We start from the raw sequence: 24821 nt of genomic DNA on the forward strand, positions 1-24821 counted from the left end.
GGCGTCGGCGACCTGCGGAGTTGCCGAACCGCGACCGCCGCGCCGGAGGTAATCCAACACACCTCAGCCGGGACGCGATATCGTCGCCGCCGTGCGGAGCGTGAGACGGTGCTCGCGAACCGGGTGCGCTAACCCGGCAGTCGCCACGCTCACGTACGCCTACGCGGACTCCACGGCCGTCGTCGGGCCCCTCGCCACCTACTCCGAGCCGCACAGCTACGACCTCTGCGAGGAGCACGCCCTGCGGCTCACGGCCCCGCGCGGGTGGGAGGTCGTCCGGCACCAGGGCGAGTTCGTGGCCCCGGAGCCGACGGTGGACGACCTGACGGCGCTCGCCGAGGCGGTGCGGGAGGCGGGGCGGGCCGACCGGCCGGTGGCGCCGCCCGAGGTGCCCGCGGGCACGGTCAGGCGTGGTCACCTGCGGGTTCTGCCCGACCCGAACGACGACTGAACGTACCGGGCACGGCCCGCACCCGTGCGCCGGTAGGCTTTCGACGCCCACGTCAAGAGCCAAACCAGGAGTGTGGCTGTGCGCGATCTGTCCGGCATCGTCAAGGCTTACGACATCCGCGGTGTCGTCGGCGAACAGCTTGACGCGGAGGTCGTCCGCGAGTTCGGCGCGGCGTTCGCGCGGCTGGTCGGCGGCTCCGCCGTCGTCATCGGCCACGACATGCGCGAGTCCTCGCCCGGCCTGGCCGCGGCGTTCGCCGAGGGGGTCACCCGGCAGGGCGTCGACGTGGTCAACATCGGCCTGGCCAGCACCGACATGCTCTACTTCGCCTCCGGCCGGCTCGACCTGCCCGGCGCGATGTTCACCGCCTCGCACAACCCGGCCCGGTACAACGGCATCAAGCTCTGCCGCGCGGGCGCCGCGCCGGTCGGGCAGGACAGCGGGCTGGCGCAGGTCCGCGCCGACGTGGAGCAGGGCGTGCCCGACGCCGAGGGCGTGGCCCCCGGCACGGTGACCGAGCGGGACATGCTCGCCGACTACGCCGCCTACCTGCGGGAACTGGTCGACCTGAGCGGCTCGCGCCCGCTGCGGGTCGTGGTCGACGCGGGCAACGGCATGGGCGGGCACACGGTGCCGTCGGTGTTCGACGGGCTGCCGATCGACATCGTCCCGATGTACTTCGAGCTGGACGGCAGCTTCCCCAACCACGAGGCGAACCCGCTGGACCCGAAGAACATCGTCGACCTGCAGGCCCGGGTCCGGGAGGAGGGCGCCGACGCGGGTGTCGCGTTCGACGGCGACGCCGACCGGTGCTTCGTGGTGGACGAGCGCGGCGAGCCGGTCTCGCCGAGCGCGATCACGGCCCTGGTCGCCGTGCGCGAGCTGGCCAAGGACCCCGGCGGGACGATCATCCACAACCTGATCACCTCGCACGCGGTCCCCGAGATCGTCCGCGAGCACGGCGGCAAGCCGGTCCGCACGCGGGTGGGCCACTCGTTCATCAAGCAGGAGATGGCCAGGACCGGCGCCATCTTCGGCGGCGAGCACTCCGCGCACTACTACTTCCGCGACTTCTGGCGCGCCGACACCGGGATGCTGGCCGCGCTGCACGTGCTGGCCGCGCTGGGCGAGCAGGACGGCCCGCTGTCCGCGCTGACCGCCGACTACGCCCGCTACGCCGCGTCCGGCGAGGTCAACTCGACCGTCGCCGACCAGGCGGGCCGGCTGGCCGCCATCAAGGCCGAGTACGGCGCGCGCGAGGGCGTCGAGCTCGACGAGCTGGACGGCCTGACCGTCACCCTGCCCGACGGCTCGTGGTTCAACCTGCGGGCCTCCAACACCGAGCCGCTGCTGCGGCTCAACGTCGAAGCCGCCGACGCGGCCTCGGTCGCGGCGCTGCGCGACGAGGTCCTGGCGATCGTGAGGGGATGAGCGCCGTGGTCGTCCAACTCGACGCGCAGCTGCTGGAGGTCCTGGCCTGCCCGTGCCCCGAGCACGCGCCGCTGCGGCCCGGCACGGCGCAGGACCCGCGGGCCGACTTCCTGACCTGCACGGCGTGCGGCCGGTCGTTCCCGGTCCGGGAGGGCATCCCGGTGCTCCTGCTGGACGAGGCCGTCCCGCCGACGGCGGGGTGAGCCGCGGTGCTCGACGACAGCCTCCTGGACGACCAGTACCGCCTCGCCGACGCCGACGCGGGCGGCCTGCTGCGCGCCGCCGCGCGGGCGGGCGCGCAGGTCAGGGCCACCGCCGAGGCGGCGGACGAGCTGGGCGTCCGGCGGGTGCTCGGGGAGCGCCCGCGCGCGCTGGTCCTCGTCACCCGGCCCGGGGTCGGCGAGGCGGTGGCGAAGCTGGTCACCGCCCTGCTCGGCCCGCGGTGCCCGGTGCCGGTGGTGGTGTCCGACGACGTGCCGGCCTGGGTCGGCGCGCTGGACGTGGTGCTCGCGCACACCGAGGACCCCGGTGACGTGCTGCTGGCCGAGGCGGTGGACCGCGCCGCCCGGCGCGGCGCGCGGGTGCTGCTGACCGCCGAGGCCGACGGGCCGGTGGCCGCGTCCGCCGCGCAGCACGCGCTGCTCATCCCGCCGCGCGTGCCGGTGCCGCAGGGCTTCGGCTTCGCCCGCGCCCTCGCGGCGTGGCTGGTCGGGCTGAACGCGCTGCGCCTGCTGGACGTGGACGTCCAGGCCGTGGCCGACGAGCTGGACCGCGAGGCCGAGCGCGACCACCCGATGCACGAGTCGTTCGTGAACCCGGCCAAGTCGCTGGCCCTGCGGGTCGCCGACCGCACGCCGCTGCTGTGGGGCCTGGACGAGCCGGCCACGGCCGTCGCGGCGCACGGCGCGGGCGTGCTGGCCTGCTACGCGGGTCTGGTCAGCGACGTCGCGGGCTACCCGCAGGCGCTGACCCGGTCGGTGCTGCACCGGCGGGCCGTGCGCGGCACGTCCGGCGCGGACATCTTCGCCGACCCCGACGACGGGCAGGACGGCCTGGTGCGCGTGCTGCTGCTGGCCGTGCGCCAGGGCAGGCAGGCCGAGTTCGCGCGGCGGTCGGCGATGGAGACCTTGCCGGGAGCCGACGTGCTCGAACCGGCCGAGGAAGTGACCGGCGGCGAGGCGGTGTGCGCGGCGCTGCTCGCGCTGCGGTTCGAGCTGGCCGCGCTCTACCTGGGCCTGGCGGCCGGGACGCTGGGCGGACCGGGCCTGTACGCGCCGGCCGTGTGAGGGGAAGTTCGCTGTGGAACTGCTGCACAACGCGGTGCGGTCGTACGCGTGGGGATCGCGCACGGCCATCGCCGAGCTGCTCGGGAGGGAGGTGCCGGCGCCGCACCCCGAGGCGGAGCTGTGGATGGGCGCCCACCCGGGCGACCCGTCCCGCGTGCTCCGCCCGGACGGCCACCGCTCGCTGCTGGAGCTGCTGGCCGAGGACCCGGCGGGCCAGCTCGGCGAGCGGTGCGCGCAGCGGTGGGGCAGCAGGCTCCCGTTCCTGCTCAAGGTGCTGGCGGCGGACGAGCCGCTGAGCCTCCAGGCGCACCCGTCGGCGCAGCAGGCGGCGCTGGGGTTCGCCGCCGAGGAGGCGGCGGGCCTGGCGATGGACTCGTCGGTGCGCAACTACAAGGACCCGTCGGCCAAGCCCGAGCTGGTCTGCGCGCTGACCGAGTTCCACGCGCTGGCCGGGTTCCGCGCGCCGGAGCGGACGGTCGCCATGCTGCGCGCGCTGGAGGCGCCCGACTTCGCCCCCTACACCGAGCTGCTGGCCGCCCAGCCCGACGAGGACGGCCTGCGCGCGCTGTTCACGACGCTGATCACGCTGCCGCAGACCGCGCTGGACGCGCTGATGCCGCAGGTGCTCGACGCGTGCGTGCTGCACGTGAAGGAGCGCGGCGAGTTCGACCTGGAGTGCCGCACCGTCCTGGAGCTGGGCGAGGCTTACCCCGGCGACGCGGGCGTGCTGGCCGCGATGCTGCTCAACCGGCTGGTGCTCAAGCCCGGCGAGGCGATCCACCTGCCCGCCGGCAACCTGCACGCCTACCTGCACGGCACGGGCGTGGAGATCCTGGCCAACTCGGACAACGTGCTGCGCTGCGGCCTGACGCCCAAGCACGTCGACGTGCCCGAGCTGATGCGCGTGCTGGACTTCACCTGCGGCGACATGCCGGTGCAGACCGGCGTGCCGACGGCGCCCGGCCTGTGGACCTACCCGACGCCCAGCCCCGAGTTCGAGCTGTCCCGGCTGGAGCTGACCGGCGGCGACGAGGTGCGGGTCGACCACGAGGGCCCGCAGATCCTGCTGGTGACCTCCGGCCGGGCCCACCTGTCCAACGGCCGCGACGAACCCCTCGTCGTGGGGCGCGGCCAGTCGGTGTGGCTGCCCGCCTCCGACCCGGCGGTGGCGGTGACCGCGGACGCGCCCACGCGCCTTTTCCGCGCAACCGCAGGCACCGTTTAGGGTCGGCGCACTAGGGTCACCCCCGGACCGGGTCACCGGGCGAACCGGACTTTCGCACGAGGGAGCAGACGTGTCAGCAGGAGGCGGTACCAAGGCGATCATCGCCGCGCTGGTCGCCAACGCGGGGATCGCGGTGGCGAAGTTCGTCGGCTTCCTGATCACCGGCTCGTCGTCGATGCTGGCCGAGTCGGTGCACTCGGTGGCCGACACGTCCAACCAGGGGCTGCTGCTGCTGGGGCAGAAGACGTCGCGGCGCAAGGCCACCCTGAACCACCCGTTCGGCTTCGGCCGCGACCGGTACTTCTACTCGTTCGTGGTGGCGCTGCTGCTGTTCAGCCTCGGCTCGGTGTTCGCCCTCTACGAGGGCATCCACAAGCTGGAGTCGCACGAGGAGCTGTCGTCGCCGCTGGTCGCGGTGCTCATCCTGGTGGTGGCGATCGGCCTGGAGACCTACAGCTTCAAGACGGCCATCAACGAGTCCAAGCTGATCAAGGGCGACGCGACCTGGTGGCAGTTCATCCGCCAGTCGAAGGTGCCCGAGCTGCCGGTCGTGCTGCTGGAGGACGCGGGCGCGCTGTTCGGCCTGGTGCTGGCGCTGCTCGGCGTCGGCCTGTCGACGCTGACCGGCGACCCGGTGTGGGACGCCGTCGGCACCATCTGCATCGGCGTGCTGCTCGGCGTGATCGCGATCGTCCTGATCGTGGAGATGAAGTCGCTGCTCATCGGCGAGGGCGCGGCCCCGGCGGAGCTGGACACCATCGTGGACGAGCTGGCGGCGGGCAAGGTCCAGCGGGTCATCCACATCCGCACCCAGTACATCGGGCCGGACGAGCTGCTGGTCGCGGCGAAGATCGCCCTGAGCCCCGGCCTGCCCGCGTCGGAGGTGGCGCAGGCCATCGACGACGCGGAGCAGCGCGTGCGCAACAAGGTGCCGTCGGCGCGGCTGATCTACCTGGAGCCCGACCTGGACCGGACGCTGACCAAGTCGTAACCCCCCGAACGCCGAACGGCCCGGGTCCGCGATCGCGGACCCGGGCCGTTCGGCGTTCCGGCGGGGTTTCAGGGCACCTCGTCCGGCTTCACCACGGGCACGGCGGACGCGCCGTGCTCCCGGCCCAGCACGGAGTGCCGTCGGCTGTAGGCGAAGTAGACCACCACGCCCAGCGCCATCCACGCCAGGAAGCGGACCCAGGTCAGCGCGGTCAGGTTCAGCATCAGCCAGAAGCAGGACAGGATCGCCAGGACCGGCACCAGCGGCACCAGCGGCACGCGGAAGCCGCGCGGCAGGTCGGGGCGGGTCCTGCGCAGCACCAGCACGCCCGCCGACACCAGCACGAACGCGAACAGCGTGCCGACGTTGACCATCTCCTCCAGCTTGCCCGCCGGGAAGAAGCCCGCCGCGACGGCGACCAGGAGGCCGACGCCGAGCGTGATCCGGACCGGCGTGCCGCGCTTGCCGGTGCGGGCCAGGCCGCGCGGCAGCAGGCCGTCGCGGGACATCGCGAACAGCACCCGCGACTGGCCGAGCATCAGCACCATGACGACGGTGGTCAGGCCGGCCAGCGCGCCCACCGAGATCACCGTGGCCGCCCAGTCGACGCCGTTCTCCTGGAACGCCGTCGCGAGCGTCGCCCGGCTGCCGTCGGCCTGGGTCTTGAGCCGCTCGTAGGGCAGCATCCCGGTGATCACCAGCGACACCGCGACGTAGAGCACGGTGACGATCGCCAGCGAGCCCAGGATGCCGCGCGGCACGGCCTTCTGCGGGTTGCGGGTCTCCTCGGCGGTGGTCGCCACCACGTCGAAGCCGATGAACGCGAAGAACACCAGCGACGCCGCCGCCAGCAGCCCGAGCACGCCGTAGGTGCTGCCGGAGAAGCCGGTCAGCAGCGAGAACAGCGACTGCTCCAGCCCCGTCCCGGTCGAACCGCCGGTCTGCGCGGGCGGGATGTAGGGGCTGTAGTTCGCCGAGTTGACGTAGCCGATGCCGAGCACGACCACCAGCAGCACCACGGCCACCTTCACCGCCGTGATGACGGTGCTGACCCGCGACGACAGCTTGGTGCCGACCGCCAGCAGCGCGCTGAGCACGACCACCAGCAGCAGCGAGCCCCAGTCGACGTCCAGGCCGCCGACGGTCGCGGTGGTCTTCACCGGCAGGCCGACCTGCTCCAGGACGGTCTGGAGGTACAGCGACCAGCCCTTGGCCACGGCCGCCGCGCCGACGGCGAACTCCAGGACCAGGTCCCAGCCGATGATCCAGGCCATGAACTCGCCGAACGTGGCGTAGGAGAACGTGTACGCGCTGCCGGCCACCGGGACGGTGGAGGCGAACTCGGCGTAGCAGAGGGCGGCGAGCGCGCAGGCGATGGCGGCGAGCACGAACGCGAGCGAGACCGACGGCCCGGCGAGGTTGCCGGCGGTGGACGCGGTGAGCGTGAAGATGCCCGCCCCGATCACCACGGCGACGCCGAAGACCGTCAGGTCCCACGCGGTCAGGTCCCTGCGCAGCTTGGTGTCTGGTTCGTCGGTGTCGGCTATCGACTGCTCGACCGACTTCGTGCGCCACAGCCCGTTCCCCGGCACGGTGCTTCTCCTCCTCGTCGAGCGGGTGGTCCCGGCTGCTCACCCTAGACGCCGGGTGGGGTGCGGGCCGACCGGTGAAAAGGACCGGAATTTCACCACCGCTCGCACCTCTCGCCGGTGCGGCGCGGCCGGGTAGGTTGCCCGGTGTGACCGTGCTGTGCCTGGACGTGGGCTCGACGTGGACGAAGGGCGCGCTGGTCTCGGCCACCGGCGGGCTGCTCGGCACCGCCCAGCGGCCGACGTCGGCGCCGGAGGTGCTCGACGGCGTCGCCGCGGTGTCCGGCGCGCTGGGCGGGGCGGACGAGGTGCTGGCGTGCTCGTCGGCGGGCGGCGGGCTGCGGCTCGCGGTGGTGGGGCAGGAGCGGCTGGTCAGCGCCGAGGCCGGGTACCGGGTGGCGCTGTCGGCGGGCGCGCGGGTCGTGCACGTGTCGGCGGGCCCGCTGGACGGGGCGGGCGTCCGGGCGCTGCGGGCGGCGCGGCCGGACCTGGTGCTGCTGGTCGGCGGCACGGACGGCGGCGACGGCTCGGTGCTGCTGCACAACGCGGGCCGGCTGGGCCGCGCCCGCATCGCCTGCCCGGTCGTGCTGGCGGGCAACGCGCGGGTGCGCCCCGAGGCGGAGGCGCTGCTGGCCGGGCGCACCGTCGTGCCCACCGACAACGTGCTGCCCGACGTCGGCGAACTCGCGCCCGGCCCGGCCCGCGCGGCGATCCGGGAGGTGTTCCTGCGCCACGTGATCGGCGGCAAGGGGCTGTCCCGCGGGCCCGCGTTCCGCCGGCTGGTGCGGGCGGTGACGCCGGACGCGGTCCTCGGCGGGGTGTCGCGGCTGGCCGCCCGGGACCGCGAGGGCGCGGTGCTGGTGGTGGACGTCGGCGGCGCCACGACGGACGTCTGCTCGGCGGTGTCCACCGCCGACCCGGACGTCGAGCGCACCGTCGCGCTGCCCTCGGACCGCCGCACGGTCGAGGGCGACCTGGGCCTGCGGTGGTCCGCACCCGGCGTCGTGGCGGAGGCCGTCGCGGAGAAGCTGGTGGACAAGGCGGAGGCCGAGGCCCTGCGCGGGGAGGCCGAGCGGCGGGCGGCGGACGTGGCGTGGCTCGCGGACGACCCGGCGGTGGACCTGCGGCTCGCGGCGCTGGCGGCGGTCCTGGCCGTGCGCAGGCACCTGCGGCTGGTGGACGGCCGGCTGGGGCCGCGGGGCGCGGGGCTGCTCGTGCTGTCCGGCGGCGCGTTCCGCCACGCCCCCGACACCGCGGGCGTGGAACGCGCGCTGCGGGCCGACCCCGTGCTCCGGCCGCTGCTCCGGACGGCCTCCGTCGCGGTGGACCGCGACTACGTCCTGGCCCCGGCGGGCCTGCTCGCCGCCACCGGCCGGACCGAGGCCGCCGACCGGCTGCTCGCGGACCTGGGCTGAGGCCCCGCGGGGCGCCCGAGCCGGGTCCGGGTCGGCCGCCCCGCGTCACGTGCCGGGGCCGGCCTCGGGCGCGAGGTCCGGCCGCGGCGCCGGGCCGGTGGCCCGCCTGCCCCCGGGCGCCGGGTCGGGCAGCACCGGCGCGCGCCGGGCCACCGGCAGCACGGCGCCGATCGTCGGGGCCGTCGGCGTCGACACGTCCTCCAGCCCCGCCGCGATGGCCACCGCCCGGTCCCACTCGGGGTCCGAGGTGTAGTCCGCGTGCCGGTTCACGCCCGCCGCCCACCGCCGGCCCGGGAACGGGCCGCGCTGCGGGTCGGGCAGCCAGTGGTCGCCGCCGAGCACCAGCGCGCCGGTGGGCCCGCGCAGCGCGGGCGGCAGCGCGCCGCAGGTGCCGTCGGGCAGGAAGCCGACGCCCAGCAGCATCCCGTCGAACACCTGCCGGTCCCACGTCGTCACCGCGCCGCCCAGCGGGTCGGTGCCCCGGCACAGCGCCCGCCACCGGCCGGCCAGCCCGCCCGCGAGCCGTGCCAGCGAGTCGTGCGGCACCACCGCCGGGAACGCGCGCGGGTAGGCCCACTGCAGCTGCGAGCCCGCCGTCACCAGCCCGAGCCGCTGCGCCTGCTCCGCCGGCAGCTGCTCCAGCAGCCGCGCCGCCGCCACGGCCGCCAGCAGGCTGCCCTGCGAGTGCCCGGCCAGCACCACCCGCGTGCCCGGGTCGGCCAGGTGCTCGCGCACCCGCGACACCAGCTCCGGCACCACCTTCAGCGCGTAGCAGGCGGGCACCACCGGGTGCGCCTCGCGCGGCCAGAACGCCGCCAGGTCCGCCAGGACGCCGAGCTGCCGGGCCGCGTCCGGGCGGCGCGCCGCCAGGTAGACCGCCCGCAGCAACGACACCGCCAGCACCGCCAGCACGATCACGCCGACCGCCGCGAACGGCCGCGCCCACCCCGGCGGGTCGACCTCCCGCAGCCGCAGCCCCGCCGCCGGCACGGCCCCGCCCACCAGCACGAACGCCGCGACCAGCACCACGTGGTGGCTGTGCCGCCGGCACCGGCGCGCCCACCACCACGCCCGCGCCGCGCGCTGCACGTCCTGCTCCCGCCCGGCGTGCAGCAGGGTGGCCTCCCGCGCCCACTGCCTGCCGCGCCGCAGCGAGCTCCACCGCACCGCGCCCGTGGTCGCCGCCACCGCGAGGCCCGCGACCAGCGCCAGCACCCCGGCCACGCCCCACAGCAGCGCGATGTAGTCGTACCCGCGCGGCAGGACGCCGTGGCCGAGCGCGAACCGCAGCGTCAGCGCCACCCCGGCCCCGAACCCGCCGCCCAGCAGGGCCGCGATCGCCACGACCGGCGCGGCCATCCACCCGCCGGCCCAGGGCCGCAGGCCGCGCGGCAGCTCGCGCCACGCCCCGCGGGCCAGCAGCGCCGCCGGCGCCAGCAGCAGCCCGAGCAGCAGGCACACCAGTGCGACCAGCGCCGCCACCAGCTGCACCGCCAGGTCCGTGCCGGGCAGCCGGTCCGGCAGCCGGGTCAGCAGCCCGGCCGAGGCGAGGAACAGCGCCCACGCGCCGACCAGCAGCACCCGCCGCGGCCGGCGCGCCAGCGCCGCCCGCAGCCACCGCCCGCCCCGGTCCGGCGCGCCGCCGGTCGGGTCGTCGAGCAGCACCACCGCCAGCGCCGGGAACGCCACCAGCGCGAGGCCGAGCGCCCAGGCCGCGTGCAGCGCCGCGCCGTGGGCGCCCGGCGCGGGCAGCGGGCCCACCGGCCCGCCCAGCCCGACCACCACCGCCGTGCCCAGCCCCGCCACCAGGTGCAGCGCGCGCAGCGCCGGCGTGTCCGGGTCGGTCGCCACGTGCGCGCCGGGCAGGCCCGACGCGCCGCTCGCGGACGCCGGCACGTGCTTGCGCTCGATCCGCCAGTCGACGCCGGACACCCGGTGCAGCACCGCCAGCAGCAGGGCGATCGGCGCCATCCCCACCGCCGACCGCGCCCACGGCGCGCCCGACAGCCACGACGGGCCGCCCAGGCAGGCCGACCCCGGCGCGAGGCACTGCGCCGCCACCAGGTCCAGGCTGATCACCGCCAGCTGCGCGACCAGCAGCACGGTCAGCAGCAGCGCGGCCAGCCGCAGCAGCGCGCGCAGGCAGGCGCCCAGCAGCCGCGCGGGCAGCGAGCCGGCCCGCACCGGCGGCAGCATCCAGTGCGCCACGTTGGCCAGCGAGAACGGGAACAGCAGCGCCCACGTCGCCTTCGCCCAGCCGCCCGAGGTCATGCGGCCCCACACGTAGCCCTCGACCACCCGCGAGACCGGCCGCCCGCCCGCCTGGAGCACCGGGCCGGGCGCGGGTCTGCGCAGCCGGTCGGCCGGCCGCACGACGCGGCCCAGGCCGTCCCCCGCGACGTCCACCGCGGCCACCGCGTCCACCAGGGACTGCGGCGTGGTGCCCTGGACGCCGTGCACCCGCAGCTCGACCACCCGTGTGTCAGGGCCCGGAATCAGCACGAATCCTCCAGCGGGCTCGAGGTCAGCGACGCCATAGTGCTGCATGGGGGCCCGCGCGCGACCTATCCGGCCCCCCGGCGTGGCGGGGGGTAGGGTCGGGCCGGCCCCGATCCCGGAGGAGTTCGCCATGACCGCCGAGAGGCTCCGCACCCGCAACGGCGTCGACTTCGCCGTCGCAGACCTCTCCCTGGCTGAGTTCGGCCGCAAGGAGATCCGCCTGGCCGAGCACGAGATGCCGGGCCTGATGGCGCTGCGGCGGGAGTACTCCGAGGTGTACCCGCTCAAGGGGGCCCGGATCTCCGGCTCGCTGCACATGACCGTGCAGACCGCGGTGCTCATCGAGACGCTGGTGTCGCTGGGGGCCGAGGTCCGCTGGGCGTCGTGCAACATCTTCTCCACCCAGGACCACGCCGCCGCCGCGGTGGTCGTGGGCCCGCACGGCACCGCGGAGGAGCCGCGGGGCGTCCCGGTGTTCGCCTGGAAGGGCGAGACGCTGGAGGAGTACTGGTGGACCGCGGAGACGATGCTGACCTGGCCGGACGGCCGCGGCCCCAACATGATCCTGGACGACGGCGGCGACGCCACGCTGCTGGTGCACAAGGGCGCGCAGTACGAGAGGGCCGGCGTCGTGCCGCCGGCGCAGGACGACGACCCGGAGGAGTGGCGGATCGTCCTGGAGTCGCTGCGCGCGTCGCTGGCGAAGGACCCGGGCAAGTGGACCGCGATCGCCGAGGGCGTCCGCGGCGTGACCGAGGAGACCACCACCGGCGTCATGCGGCTCTACCAGCTGGCCGCGGCGGGCGAGCTGCTGTTCCCGGCGATCAACGTCAACGACGCGGTCACCAAGTCGAAGTTCGACAACCGCTACGGCATCCGCCACTCGCTGATCGACGGCATCAACCGCGGCACCGACGTGCTGATGGGCGGCAAGGTCGCGGTCGTCTGCGGCTACGGCGACGTGGGCAAGGGCGCGGCGGAGTCGCTGCGCGGCCAGGGCGCGCGGATCATCGTGACGGAGATCGACCCGATCTGCGGGCTCCAGGCGGCCATGGACGGCTACGACGTCCAGGTGCTGGAGGACGTGGTGGGCAAGGCCGACATCATCATCACCACGACCGGCAACAAGGACGTCGTGCGCGTCGAGCACATGGCGGCCATGAAGCACCAGGCGATCCTGGGCAACATCGGCCACTTCGACAACGAGATCGACATGGCCGGGCTGCAGCGCCACCCCGGCATCCGGCGGGTCAACATCAAGCCGCAGGTCGACGAGTGGGTCTTCCCCGACGGGAAGTCCATCCTGGTGCTGTCCGAGGGCCGCCTGCTCAACCTGGGCAACGCCACCGGCCACCCGAGCTTCGTGATGTCGAACTCGTTCTCCAACCAGGTGATCGCGCAGGTCGAGCTGTTCACCAAGCACCGGGAGTACGACCGGGAGGTCTACCGCCTGCCGAAGAAGCTGGACGAGAAGGTCGCGCGCATCCACCTGGAGGCGCTGGGCGGCAACCTCACCAAGCTGTCGAAGGACCAGGCCGAGTACATCGACGTGGACGTGGAAGGCCCCTACAAGCCGGACCACTACCGGTACTGACGACCGCCCGGCTCAGGTCCACTCCACGCCGATCCCGGCCATGCCGGGGCCCACGTCGGTGAAGTGGGCGCTGACCACGCCGCCCAGCCCGCACACCAGCTCCTCCACGTCCACCGGCGTCGCCGCCGGGTCGGTGCGGAACTGCTTGGTGCACCGCGCGGGCATGGCGCGGCGGTGGAAGGACAGTTGCAGCAGGTAGCCCCGGCACGGTTCGCGGAAGGTCCGGTGGTGGCCGGGGGTGGGGCCGCCGGTGTCGTCGAGCACGGTGAAGCCGAAGACGTGCTCCTCGCCCTCGGCCAGCCGCCGGTCGAACAGCAGCTCGAAGGCCAGGCCCCGCGAGGCGCCCTGCCGCCGCAGCCGCCCCTGGCGGCAGCCCTCCGCGGGCCGCACCAGCGCGTTGTCGATCACGCACCCCTCGTCGCCCTGGTGCACGGCCAGGTAGCGGTCGGGGCCGGCGCGCAGCGCCCGGACCACGAGCCGCGTGCTGATGGAGCGCTGCTCCCGCTGCGCCCCGAGCAGCACGGTGTCGTGCACGAACAGCACTTCGAGGTCCGCGTTGGCCCGCGCGCTCTCCGGCACGGCCTCGAACTCGGCCAGCAGCGGCGCGGTGCGCACCCACGCGTCGGCCAGCTCGGCGAACGCCGGGCGGGGCAGCCGGGGCTGCGGGCGGTGGCCGACCAGCGCCACCAGGGAGCCCGCCGGCAGGCGCAGCACGGTCTCCAGCGCCCGCACGGTCGCGATGGCGCGCGGCACCTCGGGGTGGCGCAGGCCCCGCTGCCAGTAGCTCAGGGTCGACTGGCCGACCTGCACGCCCAGCTGGCCCAGGTGCGCGCGCAGCCTCGCCAGGGACAGGCCCCGGTGCGCGATGGCGTCGCGCAGCGCGCGGTGGAACGGCCCGTAACGCAGGGTCTCGACCAGGGCGGCGGGCAACCCCGGGGGGTGGCCCGCGGGATGGTCGACCGGTCCGGAATCCGCGGTCACCGCGGCACCACCCTTTCGCACGGACCCAAATTGGGTTCACCGTAGTCACTCGATCTGGTGAGAGAAAGATCTCCCCTCGTCCGACTGGGCGACGTCATGCCTCCGATCGGGATTCGGCACCGCCCCTTAGGGTGGTGGCGTGGGAAAACTCGTGGTGATCGAGGGGCTGGACGGCGCGGGCAAGCGCACCCTCGCCGGGGCGCTCACCGAAGCCCTGACCGCCCGCGGTCGCGCGGTCGCCTCCGGCGCCTTCCCCCGGTACGACGAGGACGTGCACGCCGAACTCGTCCGCGACGCGCTGCACGGGCGGCTGGGCGACCTGACCGACTCGGTGCACGGGATGGCGGTCCTCTACGCGCTCGACCGCCGGGGCGCGGCCGACCGGATCCGGCGGCAGCTGGCCGAGCACGACGTCGTCCTGCTCGACCGGTACATCGCCTCCAACGCCGCCTACGGCGCGGCGCGCCTGCGCCAGCGCGCCGACGGCGACTTCGTCGGGTGGGTGCGCGCCCTGGAGGTCGACCGCTTCGGCTTGCCGACGCCCGACCTGCAGCTGCTGCTGCGGGTGCCCACCGCCGTCGCCGCCGAGCGCGCCGCGCGCCGGGAGAGCTCCGAGCGGCGCGAACGCGACCTGTACGAGTCGGACGACGACCTCCAAAGCCGCTGCGCGACCGTGTACGACGAGCTGGCCGCCGCGCACTGGCTGTCCCCCTGGGAGGTCCTGGACGGCGCCGCCGACGTGGGGGTGACTGCACTTCTGGACCGCCATTTCACCCGATAGTCTTCACGAAGTAACAAAAAGTGACCACCGCGCCGATGAGTCGCTGACGAGCCCCGTGCGGCGAGGCGAGGTGGGTTACGTGGAACGGCGACCGAGGACGATGACCGAGCGGACCCGCGCGGCGACCAGCGGCGATGACCACTGGGCGGTGCGTGGCGGTCCGACCGCTAGTGGGACGATGTCGGGTATGAAGGCACGCGTGCTCGTGGTGGACGACGACCCCGCTCTGGCGGAGATGCTGACCATCGTGCTGCGGGGCGAGGGGTTCGATACCGCGGTGGTGGCCGACGGCGCCCGCGCGCTGCCCGCGCTCCGCGAGTTGAAACCGGACCTGGTCCTGCTCGACCTCATGCTGCCCGGCATGAACGGCATCGACGTGTGCAAGGCGATCCGCTCGGAGTCGGGCGTCCCGATCGTCATGCTCACCGCGAAGAGCGACACGGTCGACGTGGTGCTGGGCCTGGAGTCCGGCGCGGACGACTACGTGGTCAAGCCGTTCAAGCCGAAGGAGCTGGTCGCGCGCATCCGCGCCCGCCTGCGGCGCACCGAGGCCGAGCCCGCCGAGGTGCTCCAGATCGGCGACCTGACCATCGACGTCCCCGGCCACGAGGTGCTGCGCGAGGGCCGGCCGATCCAGCTCACCCCGCTGGAGTTCGACCTGCTGGTGGCGCTGGCCCGCAAGCCGCGCCAGGTGTTCACCCGCGAGGTGCTGCTGGAGCAGGTCTGGGGCTACCGGCACGCGGCGGACACCCGCCTGGTGAACGTCCACGTGCAGCGGCTGCGGTCCAAGGTGGAGCGCGACCCGGAACACCCCGAGGTGGTGCTGACCGTCCGCGGCGTCGGGTACAAGGCAGGCCCCCCGTGACGGGTGCGCGATGAGCTTGCTCGACTCCGCGGTGCGCGAGCTGCGTCGCGGGATCGAGCGCGCCCGGCGCAACGGCGTCGCGTTCGGCGAGCTGTGGCGCCGCTCGCTCCAGCTGCGGGTCGTGGTCAGCACGCTGGCGCTGTCCTCGGCCGTGGTGTTCGTCCTGGGCATGGTGCTCCAGGTGCAGATCACCGGTCAGCTGCTGGAGACCAAGACCGACGCGGCGATCCGGCAGGCCGAGGCGAGCGCGGCGGCCGTGCAGCCGGACCTGTCCGGCCTGAACCCCGGCCCGGACAGCGTGAAGTCGCGGTTCACCGCCGCGCTGAACAAGATCAACTCGGCGTCGTCGGGCCTGGACGCCGCGTCGTCCGGCGCGGGCGCGTTCGAGCCGGTGCTCTACGACCCGGTCGGCTTCGGCTCGGACGGGCTGCCCACCGCCGTCGGGCCGTGGCAGGACGTGCCCGACGGCCTGATCAAGATGCTCGAGCGCGGCAGCGCGGGCTACCAGATCAACACCGTCGAGCGCAGCACCGGCCGGACCACCCTGCTGGTGGTCGGCAAGCCGGTGAACAGCTCGGCCCGCGCCATGCACCTCTACCTGCTGTTCCCGCTGACCGGCGAGCAGGCCACCGCCGAGGTCGTGCAGTCGACGCTGGTCGTCGGCGGCCTGGTGCTGCTCGTGCTGCTGGCCGTGATCGCGAACCTGGTCACCCGGCAGGTCGTGCGGCCGGTGCGGCAGGCCGCGGAGATCGCGGAGCGGTTCGCCGACGGCAGCCTGGACGAGCGGATGCCCGTGGTCGGCGAGGACGACGTCGCGCGGCTCGCCGAGTCCTACAACGAGATGGCGGCGAGCATCCAGCGGCAGATCCACCAGCTGGAGGAGTTCGGCCAGCTCCAGCGGCGGTTCACCTCCGACGTGTCGCACGAGCTGCGCACGCCCTTGACGACCGTGCGGATGGCCGCGGACGTGCTGCACGCCTCCCGCGAGCAGTTCCCCAGCGGCCTGGCCCGGTCCACCGAGCTGCTGGTCGACGAGCTGGACCGGTTCGAGTCGCTGCTGGGCGACCTGCTGGAGATCAGCCGGCTGGACGCGGGCGTGGAGGAGCTGGCGGCCGAGCTGGTGGACATCCGGGTGCTGGCCCGGCGGGCGCACGACTCGGTGCGCGCCATCGCCAACAGCAGCGGCACCGCGATCGTGATGGACCTGCCCGACCACGAGGTGACCGCCGAGCTGGACTCGCGGCGGGTGGAGCGCATCCTGCGCAACCTGCTGGCCAACGCCATCGACCACGGCGAGGGCCTGCCGGTGGAGCTGACCCTGCGCGGCGACGACGACGCGGTGGCCGTGACCGTGCGCGACCGCGGCGTCGGCCTGCGCGCGGGCGAGGCCGACCTGGTGTTCAACCGGTTCTGGCGGGCCGACCCGTCCCGCAACCGGCGCACCGGCGGCACCGGCCTGGGCCTGTCGATCAGCCTGGAGGACGCCCGGCTGCACGGCGGCTGGCTGGAGGCGTGGGGCGAGCGCGGGTACGGCGCGGTGTTCCGGCTGACCCTGCCCTGCCGGCACGGGCACGAGCTGACCTCCAGCCCGCTGCCGCTGGAGCCGCCCGACCTGCCCGCCGTGGCGGCGGGGGCGGGCGGGGCGGAGGAACCGGCCGCCGAGGAGGTGGAGCTGACCGAGGAGGAGATCACCTGGCAGCCCGCCGAGCCGGTGGCGGGCGAGCGCGAGGAGGCCCGGTGACGAGGGGTGATGGCGGCCTGCGGCGAGGAGATCCGGTGAGGCGGGGTGACGGCCTGCGGCGAGGAGGTCCGGTGAAGCGGCTGGCGGCGGTGCTGACGAGCGTGCTGGCGCTGGCCGGCTGCGCCGCGATCCCCACCCACACCTCGCCCGTCGCGGTGAACCCGTCGGTAGGCAGCGCCACCGAAGCCGCCGCGCCGAAACCGGCCAAGGGCATCGACCCGCTCAGCCTGGTGCGCGAGTTCGTCAACGCCTCGGCCAACCCGGAGGGCGACTACGCCGCCGCCAAGGCGTACCTCACCCAGGAGGCTAGGGAGAGCTGGGACACCGAGGCCCCGCCGACCATCATCGACACCACCTTCAACACCGTCCCGACCGGCGGCGACCCGTCCTCCGACGGCAAGCACCGCACCGTGCTGCTGCAGGGCAAGAACGTCGGCTCGCTGGACGTGGACAACGCGTTCGTGCAGCGCGTCGGCGACCTCACGGCGCCGGTGGGCCTGGAGACCGACAAGGACGGCGAGTGGCGCATCTCGGACCCGCCGGACGGCATCTACGTGCCGCTGGTCGGGTTCCAGGCCAACTACCGCCGGGTGACCCTGTACTTCTACGACCCCGACTACGCCGTCCTGGTCCCGGACCCGCGCTACGTGGTGGTGCCGCCGTCCACGTCGATCCCGCGGCGCGTCACGGAGCTGCTGCTCAAGGGGCCCGCGTCCGGCCTGCGCGGCGCGCTGGCGACCGCCATCCCGAACGGCGCGGCGCAGCGCAAGGACGCCCGCGAGGCCGACGACGGGGCGCTGGAGGTCGACCTGACGAAGGTCGGCGACCTGACCGCCCAGGCGCGCAAGCTGATCGTCGCGCAGGTGGTGAAGTCGCTGGCCGGGGTGACCAGCACCCGCATCCGCATCCTGGTGGAGGGCGCGCCGATCTCGTCCGACCAGCCCGAGCTGCGGCCCGCCGACGTGCAGACCGGTGAAGCCCTCATCACGCCGGACGCCGACCAGAGCGGCCTGGTGGTCAGCGACGGCCAGGTGCGGCAGCTGGTCAGCGGGGAGCCGGTGCGCGGCCCGGCCGGCACCGGCGAGTACCAGGTGGTCAGCGCCGCGCAGTCGCTCGACGGCGCGCAGCTGGCCGTGGTGAGCCGCGTGGACGGCCGGTCGGTGCGGCTGCGGGTGGGCGGGCTGGAGGAGGCGCTGTCCGTCGTCGACCTGCCCGCCACGACCCTGACCAGGCCGTCCTGGCTGTTCAGCGGCCGGCCGGGCGAACCGGGGACCGAGGTGTGGACCGTGGTGGACGGCGCCAACGTGGTCCGGGTGATCAGGACCGACGCCGGGTGGACGGCGAACGCGGTGAACGCCTCGGAGCTGACGGCGCTGTTCGGCGACATCACCGAGCTGCGGCTGTCGCGGGACGGCACGCGGGTCGCGGCCGTGGTCGGCGGCCGGCTGGTGGTGGCGGCGGTGGTGCGCGGGACCGACTCGGTGACGCTGCGCCTGCCCCGCAACCTGCACCCGACCGTGCTGGGCACGACGACCCTCGCGGTGGACTGGCTGGCGCAGGACGTGCTGGTGGCGAGCACCTCGCTGGCGGCTTGGCCGATCGCCAAGGTGAACGTCGACGGCCTGCGGATCGAGCGCTACAACACGTCGAACCTGACCGTGCCGGTGAACTCGGTGGCCGCCGCGCCGGGGCGCAACGTGGTGGCGGTGGACCAGAGCGGGCTGTGGAGCGCGGCCGACGTCGGCGACGTGTGGCGGGCGAGCCCGGTGAAGGTGGGAATGGGCGCGCAGGCGTTCTACCCGGGCTGAGGCCGCCTACCCGGGCTGAGGCCGCGGGGCCGGTCCGGGCTCCCGGTCGGTGTTCCGGGCCGGTATCCCGGGTGGGAATCCCAGGCCGATATCCCGGGCCGGGAACTTCGAATCGGGCAGGTACCTGAGAACCCGCTTCCGGGCGTTCTCAGCTCCGCTCTCCCGAGCCCGGGAATTGTCGGACCCCGCCGGCACCCTCGACCTCATGCTGATCAACCTGCTGTTCCCACCGAGTTGCGCGGGCTGCCGAGCCGGGGGCGCGCGGTGCTGCGCGCGGTGCTGCGCGCGGTGCCTCGCGGTGTTCGGCCCGCCGCGCCGCGTCCCGCTGCCGGGCAAAGGCCCCCCGGTGTTCGCGCTGGCGGATTACGCGGGCGCGGCCCGGGAGCTCGTGCTCGCGTTCAAGGAACGCGGCCGGCGCGATCTCGCGGCGGTGTTCGGCGCCCTCGTGGCGGCGGCGTTGCCCGCGCTCCCGGTCCGGTGGCCGGGCGGGCCCGGGAATTGGTGGCTGGTGCCCGCGCCGTCACGCCGCGCAGCCGTTCGCCGCCGGGGCGGCTCCCACCTGCTGGGAGCAGCGCGGGCCGCCGGGCTGCCGGCGGCCCCCGCGCTGCGGTTCGCGCCGGGCGTGGTGGAGTCCGTGGGGCTCGACGCAGCGGCCCGCAGGGCGAACCTGGCGGGTCGCGTGCGGCTCGTCCGGGGCGGTCTGCCGCCGCCCGGTGCGGCCGTCGTGGTGCTGGACGACGTGGTCACGACGGGTGCGACGGCCTCGGAGTGCGCTTCGGTGTTGGAGGCCGCCGGTTTCCGGGTACCCGTGATCATGGCATTGACGACGGCTCGCCGATCCCACCCAGCCGGATGACCCGCCGGCGGGAACCTCGCGGGGCGTTCGGCCGTTGGCCGGATATGACCCGCGTGCGGAGTCCGTTCGCCGCAGTCACGGTGCCGACGGGAGTCGGCGCGTGGCTGGGCCGTTCGGGTGAGCCGATGTCGGGGTGCAGCCCCGGTGCGCCCGCCTGGGGCCGGCCCGGAGTGGGTTCTTCGTCGCTGTGCGTCATGACCGGAAAAACCTGGAGTTCCCCCGCCCCGGGGGCTGTCGCCGCGGCGAATACCGGGCTAACGTCCACCGCTATCAGCGTTCCCGGCACGCGGGGAGGAGGCGAACCGCCCATGACCCTGGCGCCGGTCGAGAGCTGAGGGAGACAACCCCCCGGCGACCCCTCGCGAAGGCGATCGCGGGGCCGGTGCCGCAACGATCCATTGCCATAGCTCGCAGCAACGCGAGGGAGGTCGTGTATGGACATCGTCGTTAAGGGCCGCAACGTCGAGGTGCCCGATCACTACCGGGTGCACGTCGCCGAGAAGCTGGCCAGGCTTGAGCGATACGACCGCAAGGTCATCCGCTTCGACGTGGAACTGTTCCACGAGCCGAACCGGAGGCAGTCGAAGAACTGCCAGCGGGTGGAGATCACGGGCAAGGGCCGGGGACCGGTGGTCCGGTCCGAGGCGAGCGCCGGTGACTTCTACGCCGCCCTGGACGCCGCGGTCGCCAAGCTGGAGAGCCGACTGCGCCGCTCGCATGACCGCAGGCGCGTGCACCACGGCCGACGGGGCCCGACTTCGGTCGCCGAGGCGACCAGCGGGCTGGGAGCGGCGCTCCCCCCGACCCCCGTCGACGCCGACGGACAGGCGCAGGGCATGTGGCTGGGCCACACCGCTGTGCTGGAAGCCGCGAACGAGCCCGGAGCCGACTACGAGGGCATGGCGGAAGTGCCCGCGCAGCAGCGGTGGGAAGAAGACCTCGAAGACAACCTGCCCGGCCAGATCGTGCGCGAGAAGGAGCACACGGCCAAGCCGATGACCGTGGACCAGGCCCTCTACGAGATGGAGCTGGTCGGCCACGACTTCTACCTGTTCTCGGACGCCGACAGCGGCCGTCCCAGCGTCGTCTACCGCCGGAAGGGATTCGACTACGGCGTGATCAGGCTGGCCTGAGGGAGAGCCGGCCCCCAACTACCTCCGTTCGCAGTCCCCGGCGTCTTCGCACGCCGGGGGCTGCGCCGCAAACCCACGGCCGCGCCCTTTATCCGCGGCTGGCGGTTCCTGCTCCTTTTGCTTTTGGGTTTCCGGCACGCCCCGTGCAGACCGGTGCTCTCGTGTTCTCCCCGTATGGCCTGCCCGGAGGGCTACCATGCTTTCTTGGGGGGTGCAAGCACGCTTTTCGCTTGCACCCCCCAAGAAAGCATGGTCGTCTTTGACAGGCCATGCGGGGGGAACACGACCGCTGTTTCTTTTCATTCTCCTTGGCGGCCTGCCTGTCCGGCGAGGACTCTTTTAATCTTTTCAGCCTTGGGCGGTACAGCACCAATTAGATCCGTACCGCACCGAATCTCACCTGGATCCGTGCGCGACCTTAGTAAGAAGAGCGGCCGAGAGGCCCCCAAGGAGGAGGAAAAGAAAGAGCGGTCGTGTTCTCCTCCCCGCACGGCCTGCCGGAGGCAATCATGCCGAGCAGGGGGTGTCAAGCGGTGAAGCGTGCTTGACACCCCCTGCTCGGCATGATTGGGCTGCGCCCAGGCCGTACGGGGAGGAGAACACGAGGCAACCGGTATGCGCACTAGGTGCGCCATTCCTTCGGGCATTGTGTGGAAGGGGTGCTTTGCTGCGTGCGCTGCCCTGGGTGCGTTGTGCTGGGGTGCGCTGCCTTGGGTGCGTTGCCCTGAGTGCGGTGGGCAGCAGCGTCCGATCCGTGTCCAGCCCGGCCGGTCAGGGCGTCGAGGCGTCCCGCTCCGATGCTCCGCGTGCATCCGCCCTCGCCTTCACGCGCCCGACCCGGACGTCACACCTTCGAGCGGAAGCGCGGGCAGTCGGCGTCCGCCGGACGGGCCGGCCGAGTACCACGACGACGACTCCGACCGGGCGCAGGGGGCCGGCGCCGAAGGGGCCGGCGGGGTCGCCTCCCACCGTCGTACCCGGCCCGACCAGGAACGCAGTGGCGCCCGCCCGGCTCGGTGCCCGCCACCGCGCCGCCATACCGCTCCCGCGGCCCTCCGCACCCCTTCCTACCTGTGTCTGTGCACACACCTTCACGACTTGCCTACGATGGCGGGTGGTGTGGGCTCGTCATGGCCGTGGCGAGCCGGTGGAAGGCGCCCACCCCCGGGCGCGTCGCGATGAGGTAATGAGGTCGACCCGAGATGGTGCTGTCCCGACTGCTCCGCGCCGGCGAAGGCAAGATGCTCAAGCGCCTGCGCAACATCGCAGCGCACATCAACAACCTCGAAGACGACGTCGTCGACCTCTCCGACGCCGAGCTGCGGGCGAAGACAGAGGAGTTCAAGAAGCGCTACGCCGACGGCGAGAGCCTGGACGACCTGCTGCCCGAGGCGTTCGCCCTGGTCCGCGAGGGCGCCAAGCGCACCCTCGGCCAGCGGCACTTCGACGTGCAGCTGATGGGCGGCGCGGCGCTGCACCTCGGGCAGATCGCCGAGATGCGCACCGGTGAGGGCAAGACCCTGACCTCGGTGCTGCCCGCCTACCTCAACGCCATCGCGGGCGAGGGCGTCCACGTCATCACCACCAACGACTACCTGGCCAAGCGCGACGCGGAGTGGATGGGCCGCATCCACCGCTTCCTCGGCCTGACGGTCGGCGTGATCCTCTCCGAGATGACGCCCGAGCAGCGGCGGGTCGCCTACCACGCCGACATCACCTACGGCACGAACAACGAGTTCGGCTTCGACTACCTGCGCGACAACATGGCGTGGAGCCTGGAGGAGACGGTCCAGCGGGGCCACTTCTTCGCGATCGTCGACGAGGTCGACTCGATCCTCATCGACGAGGCCCGCACCCCGCTGATCATCTCCGGCCCGGCCGACCAGTCGTCCCGCTGGTACGTGGAGTTCGCCCGGCTGGCGACCCGGATGAAGCGCGACACCCACTACGAGGTGGACGAGCGCAAGCGCACGATCGGCGTGTCCGAGGCGGGCGTGCAGTACATCGAGGACCAGCTCGGCATCGAGAACCTGTACGACTCGACCAACACGCCGCTGGTCGGCTACCTCCAGAACTCGATCAAGGCCAAGGAGCTGTTCACCAAGGACAAGGACTACATCGTCCGCAACGGCGAGGTCCTGATCGTGGACGAGTTCACCGGCCGCGTGCTGGCCGGCCGCCGCTACAACGAGGGCATGCACCAGGCCATCGAGGCCAAGGAGGGGGTGGAGATCAAGGCGGAGAACCAGACGCTCGCCACGATCACCCTCCAGAACTACTTCCGGCTGTACTCGAAGCTCGGCGGCATGACCGGCACCGCCGAGACCGAGGCCGCCGAGTTCCACCAGACCTACAAGCTCGGCGTGGTGCCGATCCCGACCAACCGCCCGATGCGGCGGCGCGACGAGGCCGACCTGGTCTACAAGACCGAGGAGGCGAAGTTCCTCGCGGTCGCCGAGGACATCGTCGAGCGGCACGAGAAGGGCCAGCCGGTGCTGGTCGGCACGACCAGCGTGGAGCGCTCGGAGTACCTGTCGAAGCTGCTGGTCCAGAAGGGCATCCCGCACGAGGTGCTCAACGCCAAGCACCACGACCGCGAGGCGCTGATCATCGCGAAGGCGGGCCGCAAGGGCGCCGTCACGGTCGCGACGAACATGGCCGGCCGCGGCACGGACATCGTGCTGGGCGGCAACCCGGACATCATCGCCGACCACGAGCTGCGCGAGCGGGGCCTCGACCCGGTGGCGACGCCGGAGGAGTACGAGGCCGCCTGGGCGAAGCTGATCGAGGACATCACCACCGAGGTCAAGGCCGAGGCGGAGGAGGTCCGCGAGGCGGGCGGCCTGTACGTGCTGGGCACCGAGCGCCACGAGTCGCGGCGCATCGACAACCAGCTGCGCGGCCGGTCCGGCCGCCAGGGCGACCCGGGCGAGTCGCGGTTCTACCTGTCGCTGAAGGACGAGCTGATGCGCCGCTTCAACGCGGCCATGGTCGAGAACGTGATGACCCGCCTCAAGGTGCCCGACGACGTGCCGATCGAGCACAAGATGGTCACCCGCGCCATCCGGTCCGCGCAGACCCAGGTCGAGCAGCAGAACTTCGAGATCCGCAAGAACGTCCTCAAGTACGACGAGGTCATGAACGAGCAGCGCAAGGTGATCTACGCCGAGCGCCACCGCGTCCTGGCCGGCGAGGACCTGCGCGACCAGGTCGAGCACATGATCACCGGGGTGGTCGGCGCGTACGTGGACGGCGCGACCGCCGACGGCTACGCCGAGGACTGGGACCTCGACCAGCTGTGGACGGCGCTCAAGACGCTGTACCCGATCACGCTGGACCACCGGGAGCTGGTGGAGGCCGACGACGAGGACCTCACCAAGGAGTCCTTGAAGGAGAAGCTCCAGGCGGACGCGCTGGCCGCGTACGAGGCGCGGGAGGCCGACATCGACGGCCGCGTCGGGCCGGGCGCGATGCGGGAGCTGGAGCGGCGCGTGCTGCTGTCGGTGCTCGACCGCAAGTGGCGCGAGCACCTGTACGAGATGGACTACCTGAAGGAGGGCATCGGCCTGCGCGCGATGGCCCAGCGCGACCCGCTGATCGAGTACCAGCGGGAGGGCTTCGACATGTTCAACGCGATGCTCGAAGCGCTGCGCGAGGAGACCGTCGGCTTCCTGTTCAACCTCCAGGTCGAGGCCGCCGAGCCGGAACTCGCGCCGGAGCCCCCGGTGCAGGTGTCGATCTCGGCGGGCGCCGGCCCGCTGACCGGCAGCCGGGCGCGCGCCCGCGCCGCGGCCGCCGCGGCGGCGGAGCAGCGGCAGGCGGCGCCCGAGGCGCCCGCCGGCCCCGCGCTGGCCCAGCTCTCCAGCGGCAACGCGATCCCGCCCGCGCTGCGCGGCAAGGGCCTCGACCAGCGGGGCGGGCAGCAGGGCCTGACCTACAGCGGCCCGTCGGAGAGCGGCGAGACCGAGACCAGCGGCAAGGCGCCCCAGGGCGGCGCCGGTGGTCAGGGCGGGACGCGCAAGGAGCGCCGCGCGGCGGCCCGCGCGCAGGAGAAGGCCAACCGCAAGGGCCCGCGCCAGTAAGCACGTCGACCGGAGCGGACGCCGCCCCCTGCGGGGCGGCGTCCGCTCCGGCGGTTTCGCCGGTCGGTGCGTTCGTCGTTCGTCCACGGCTGC

General features: G+C 73.6%; 18 protein-coding genes. 15 read left to right on the forward strand and 3 right to left on the reverse strand.

Annotation, left to right across the window (positions count from 1 at the left end; genetic code table 11):
• The first annotated feature begins 91 nt into the window (after positions 1 to 91).
• The 6 genes from JOE68_RS19065 to JOE68_RS19090 all read left to right on the forward strand — a co-directional run bounded on the left by JOE68_RS19065 (position 92) and on the right by JOE68_RS19090 (position 5384).
• Positions 92 to 451, forward strand: a complete 360-nt coding sequence (locus JOE68_RS19065; protein ID WP_204843657.1) for a DUF3499 domain-containing protein — start codon at positions 92 to 94, stop codon at positions 449 to 451.
• A 78-nt stretch (positions 452 to 529) separates the two neighbouring features.
• A complete protein-coding gene (locus tag JOE68_RS19070) occupies positions 530 to 1882 on the forward strand; it encodes a phosphomannomutase/phosphoglucomutase (protein WP_204843658.1) in 1353 nt (450 codons plus the stop codon).
• A 5-nt stretch (positions 1883 to 1887) separates the two neighbouring features.
• Positions 1888 to 2085 carry a Trm112 family protein gene (locus JOE68_RS19075; RefSeq protein ID WP_204846179.1) on the forward strand — a complete coding sequence of 66 codons (198 nt, stop codon included), beginning with the start codon at positions 1888 to 1890 and terminating at the stop codon, positions 2083 to 2085.
• Positions 2086 to 2091: 6 nt separating this feature from the next.
• Entirely contained in the window at positions 2092 to 3168 is a 1077-nt protein-coding gene (locus JOE68_RS19080) for an SIS domain-containing protein (RefSeq protein WP_204843659.1), read from the forward strand.
• Positions 3169 to 3181: 13 nt separating this feature from the next.
• Entirely contained in the window at positions 3182 to 4393 is a 1212-nt protein-coding gene (gene manA / locus JOE68_RS19085) for a mannose-6-phosphate isomerase, class I (RefSeq protein ID WP_204843660.1), read from the forward strand.
• Between the two features lie 70 nt (positions 4394 to 4463).
• Positions 4464 to 5384 (forward strand): cation diffusion facilitator family transporter, encoded by a 921-nt coding sequence (locus JOE68_RS19090; protein ID WP_204843661.1) that lies wholly within the window; start codon positions 4464 to 4466, stop codon positions 5382 to 5384.
• Between the two features lie 68 nt (positions 5385 to 5452).
• On the opposite strand, the gene JOE68_RS19095 is transcribed toward JOE68_RS19090, so the two are convergent.
• Entirely contained in the window at positions 5453 to 6976 is a 1524-nt protein-coding gene (locus JOE68_RS19095; protein WP_204843662.1) for an amino acid permease, read from the reverse strand.
• Positions 6977 to 7122: 146 nt separating this feature from the next.
• On the opposite strand from JOE68_RS19095, the gene JOE68_RS19100 reads away from it, so the two are divergent.
• On the forward strand, positions 7123 to 8388 hold the full coding sequence (locus tag JOE68_RS19100) for a glutamate mutase L (protein WP_204843663.1): 1266 nt from the start codon (positions 7123 to 7125) through the stop codon (positions 8386 to 8388).
• 45 nt (positions 8389 to 8433) lie between these two features.
• Here JOE68_RS19100 and JOE68_RS19105 read toward each other — a convergent pair whose 3' ends face one another.
• The gene (locus JOE68_RS19105; protein WP_204843664.1) at positions 8434 to 10935 is read right to left on the reverse strand and encodes a hypothetical protein; all 2502 of its coding nucleotides are present in this window, start codon (positions 10933 to 10935) and stop codon (positions 8434 to 8436) included.
• A gap of 82 nt (positions 10936 to 11017) precedes the next feature.
• Between JOE68_RS19105 and ahcY the strand changes: the two genes are divergently transcribed.
• Positions 11018 to 12481 (forward strand): adenosylhomocysteinase, encoded by a 1464-nt coding sequence (ahcY, locus tag JOE68_RS19110; RefSeq protein WP_204843665.1) that lies wholly within the window; start codon positions 11018 to 11020, stop codon positions 12479 to 12481.
• Positions 12482 to 12493: 12 nt separating this feature from the next.
• Here the strand turns inward: ahcY and JOE68_RS19115 are convergent, their stop codons facing one another.
• Positions 12494 to 13462 carry a helix-turn-helix domain-containing protein gene (locus JOE68_RS19115; RefSeq protein ID WP_204843666.1) on the reverse strand — a complete coding sequence of 323 codons (969 nt, stop codon included), beginning with the start codon at positions 13460 to 13462 and terminating at the stop codon, positions 12494 to 12496.
• A gap of 139 nt (positions 13463 to 13601) precedes the next feature.
• On the opposite strand from JOE68_RS19115, the gene JOE68_RS19120 reads away from it, so the two are divergent.
• From JOE68_RS19120 to secA, 7 genes are all read left to right on the forward strand, one after another.
• Positions 13602 to 14243 carry a dTMP kinase gene (locus JOE68_RS19120; RefSeq protein ID WP_204843667.1) on the forward strand — a complete coding sequence of 214 codons (642 nt, stop codon included), beginning with the start codon at positions 13602 to 13604 and terminating at the stop codon, positions 14241 to 14243.
• 187 nt (positions 14244 to 14430) lie between these two features.
• Entirely contained in the window at positions 14431 to 15108 is a 678-nt protein-coding gene (mtrA, locus tag JOE68_RS19125; RefSeq protein ID WP_121009184.1) for an MtrAB system response regulator MtrA, read from the forward strand.
• Positions 15109 to 15118: 10 nt separating this feature from the next.
• Positions 15119 to 16849, forward strand: coding sequence for an MtrAB system histidine kinase MtrB (mtrB, locus tag JOE68_RS19130; protein WP_204843668.1), 1731 nt, complete (start codon positions 15119 to 15121; stop codon positions 16847 to 16849).
• A 71-nt stretch (positions 16850 to 16920) separates the two neighbouring features.
• The gene (locus JOE68_RS19135; RefSeq protein WP_204843669.1) at positions 16921 to 18657 is read left to right on the forward strand and encodes an LpqB family beta-propeller domain-containing protein; all 1737 of its coding nucleotides are present in this window, start codon (positions 16921 to 16923) and stop codon (positions 18655 to 18657) included.
• 205 nt (positions 18658 to 18862) lie between these two features.
• Entirely contained in the window at positions 18863 to 19513 is a 651-nt protein-coding gene (locus JOE68_RS19140; protein WP_204843670.1) for a phosphoribosyltransferase, read from the forward strand.
• 434 nt (positions 19514 to 19947) lie between these two features.
• Positions 19948 to 20646 carry a ribosome hibernation-promoting factor, HPF/YfiA family gene (gene hpf / locus JOE68_RS19145; protein ID WP_204843671.1) on the forward strand — a complete coding sequence of 233 codons (699 nt, stop codon included), beginning with the start codon at positions 19948 to 19950 and terminating at the stop codon, positions 20644 to 20646.
• A 1202-nt stretch (positions 20647 to 21848) separates the two neighbouring features.
• Positions 21849 to 24728, forward strand: coding sequence for a preprotein translocase subunit SecA (gene secA / locus JOE68_RS19150; protein WP_204843672.1), 2880 nt, complete (start codon positions 21849 to 21851; stop codon positions 24726 to 24728).
• Positions 24729 to 24821: the final 93 nt, after the last annotated feature.

This window comes from Saccharothrix algeriensis (assembly GCF_016907655.1).
Taxonomy (GTDB): Bacteria; Actinomycetota; Actinomycetes; order Mycobacteriales; family Pseudonocardiaceae; genus Actinosynnema; species Actinosynnema algeriense.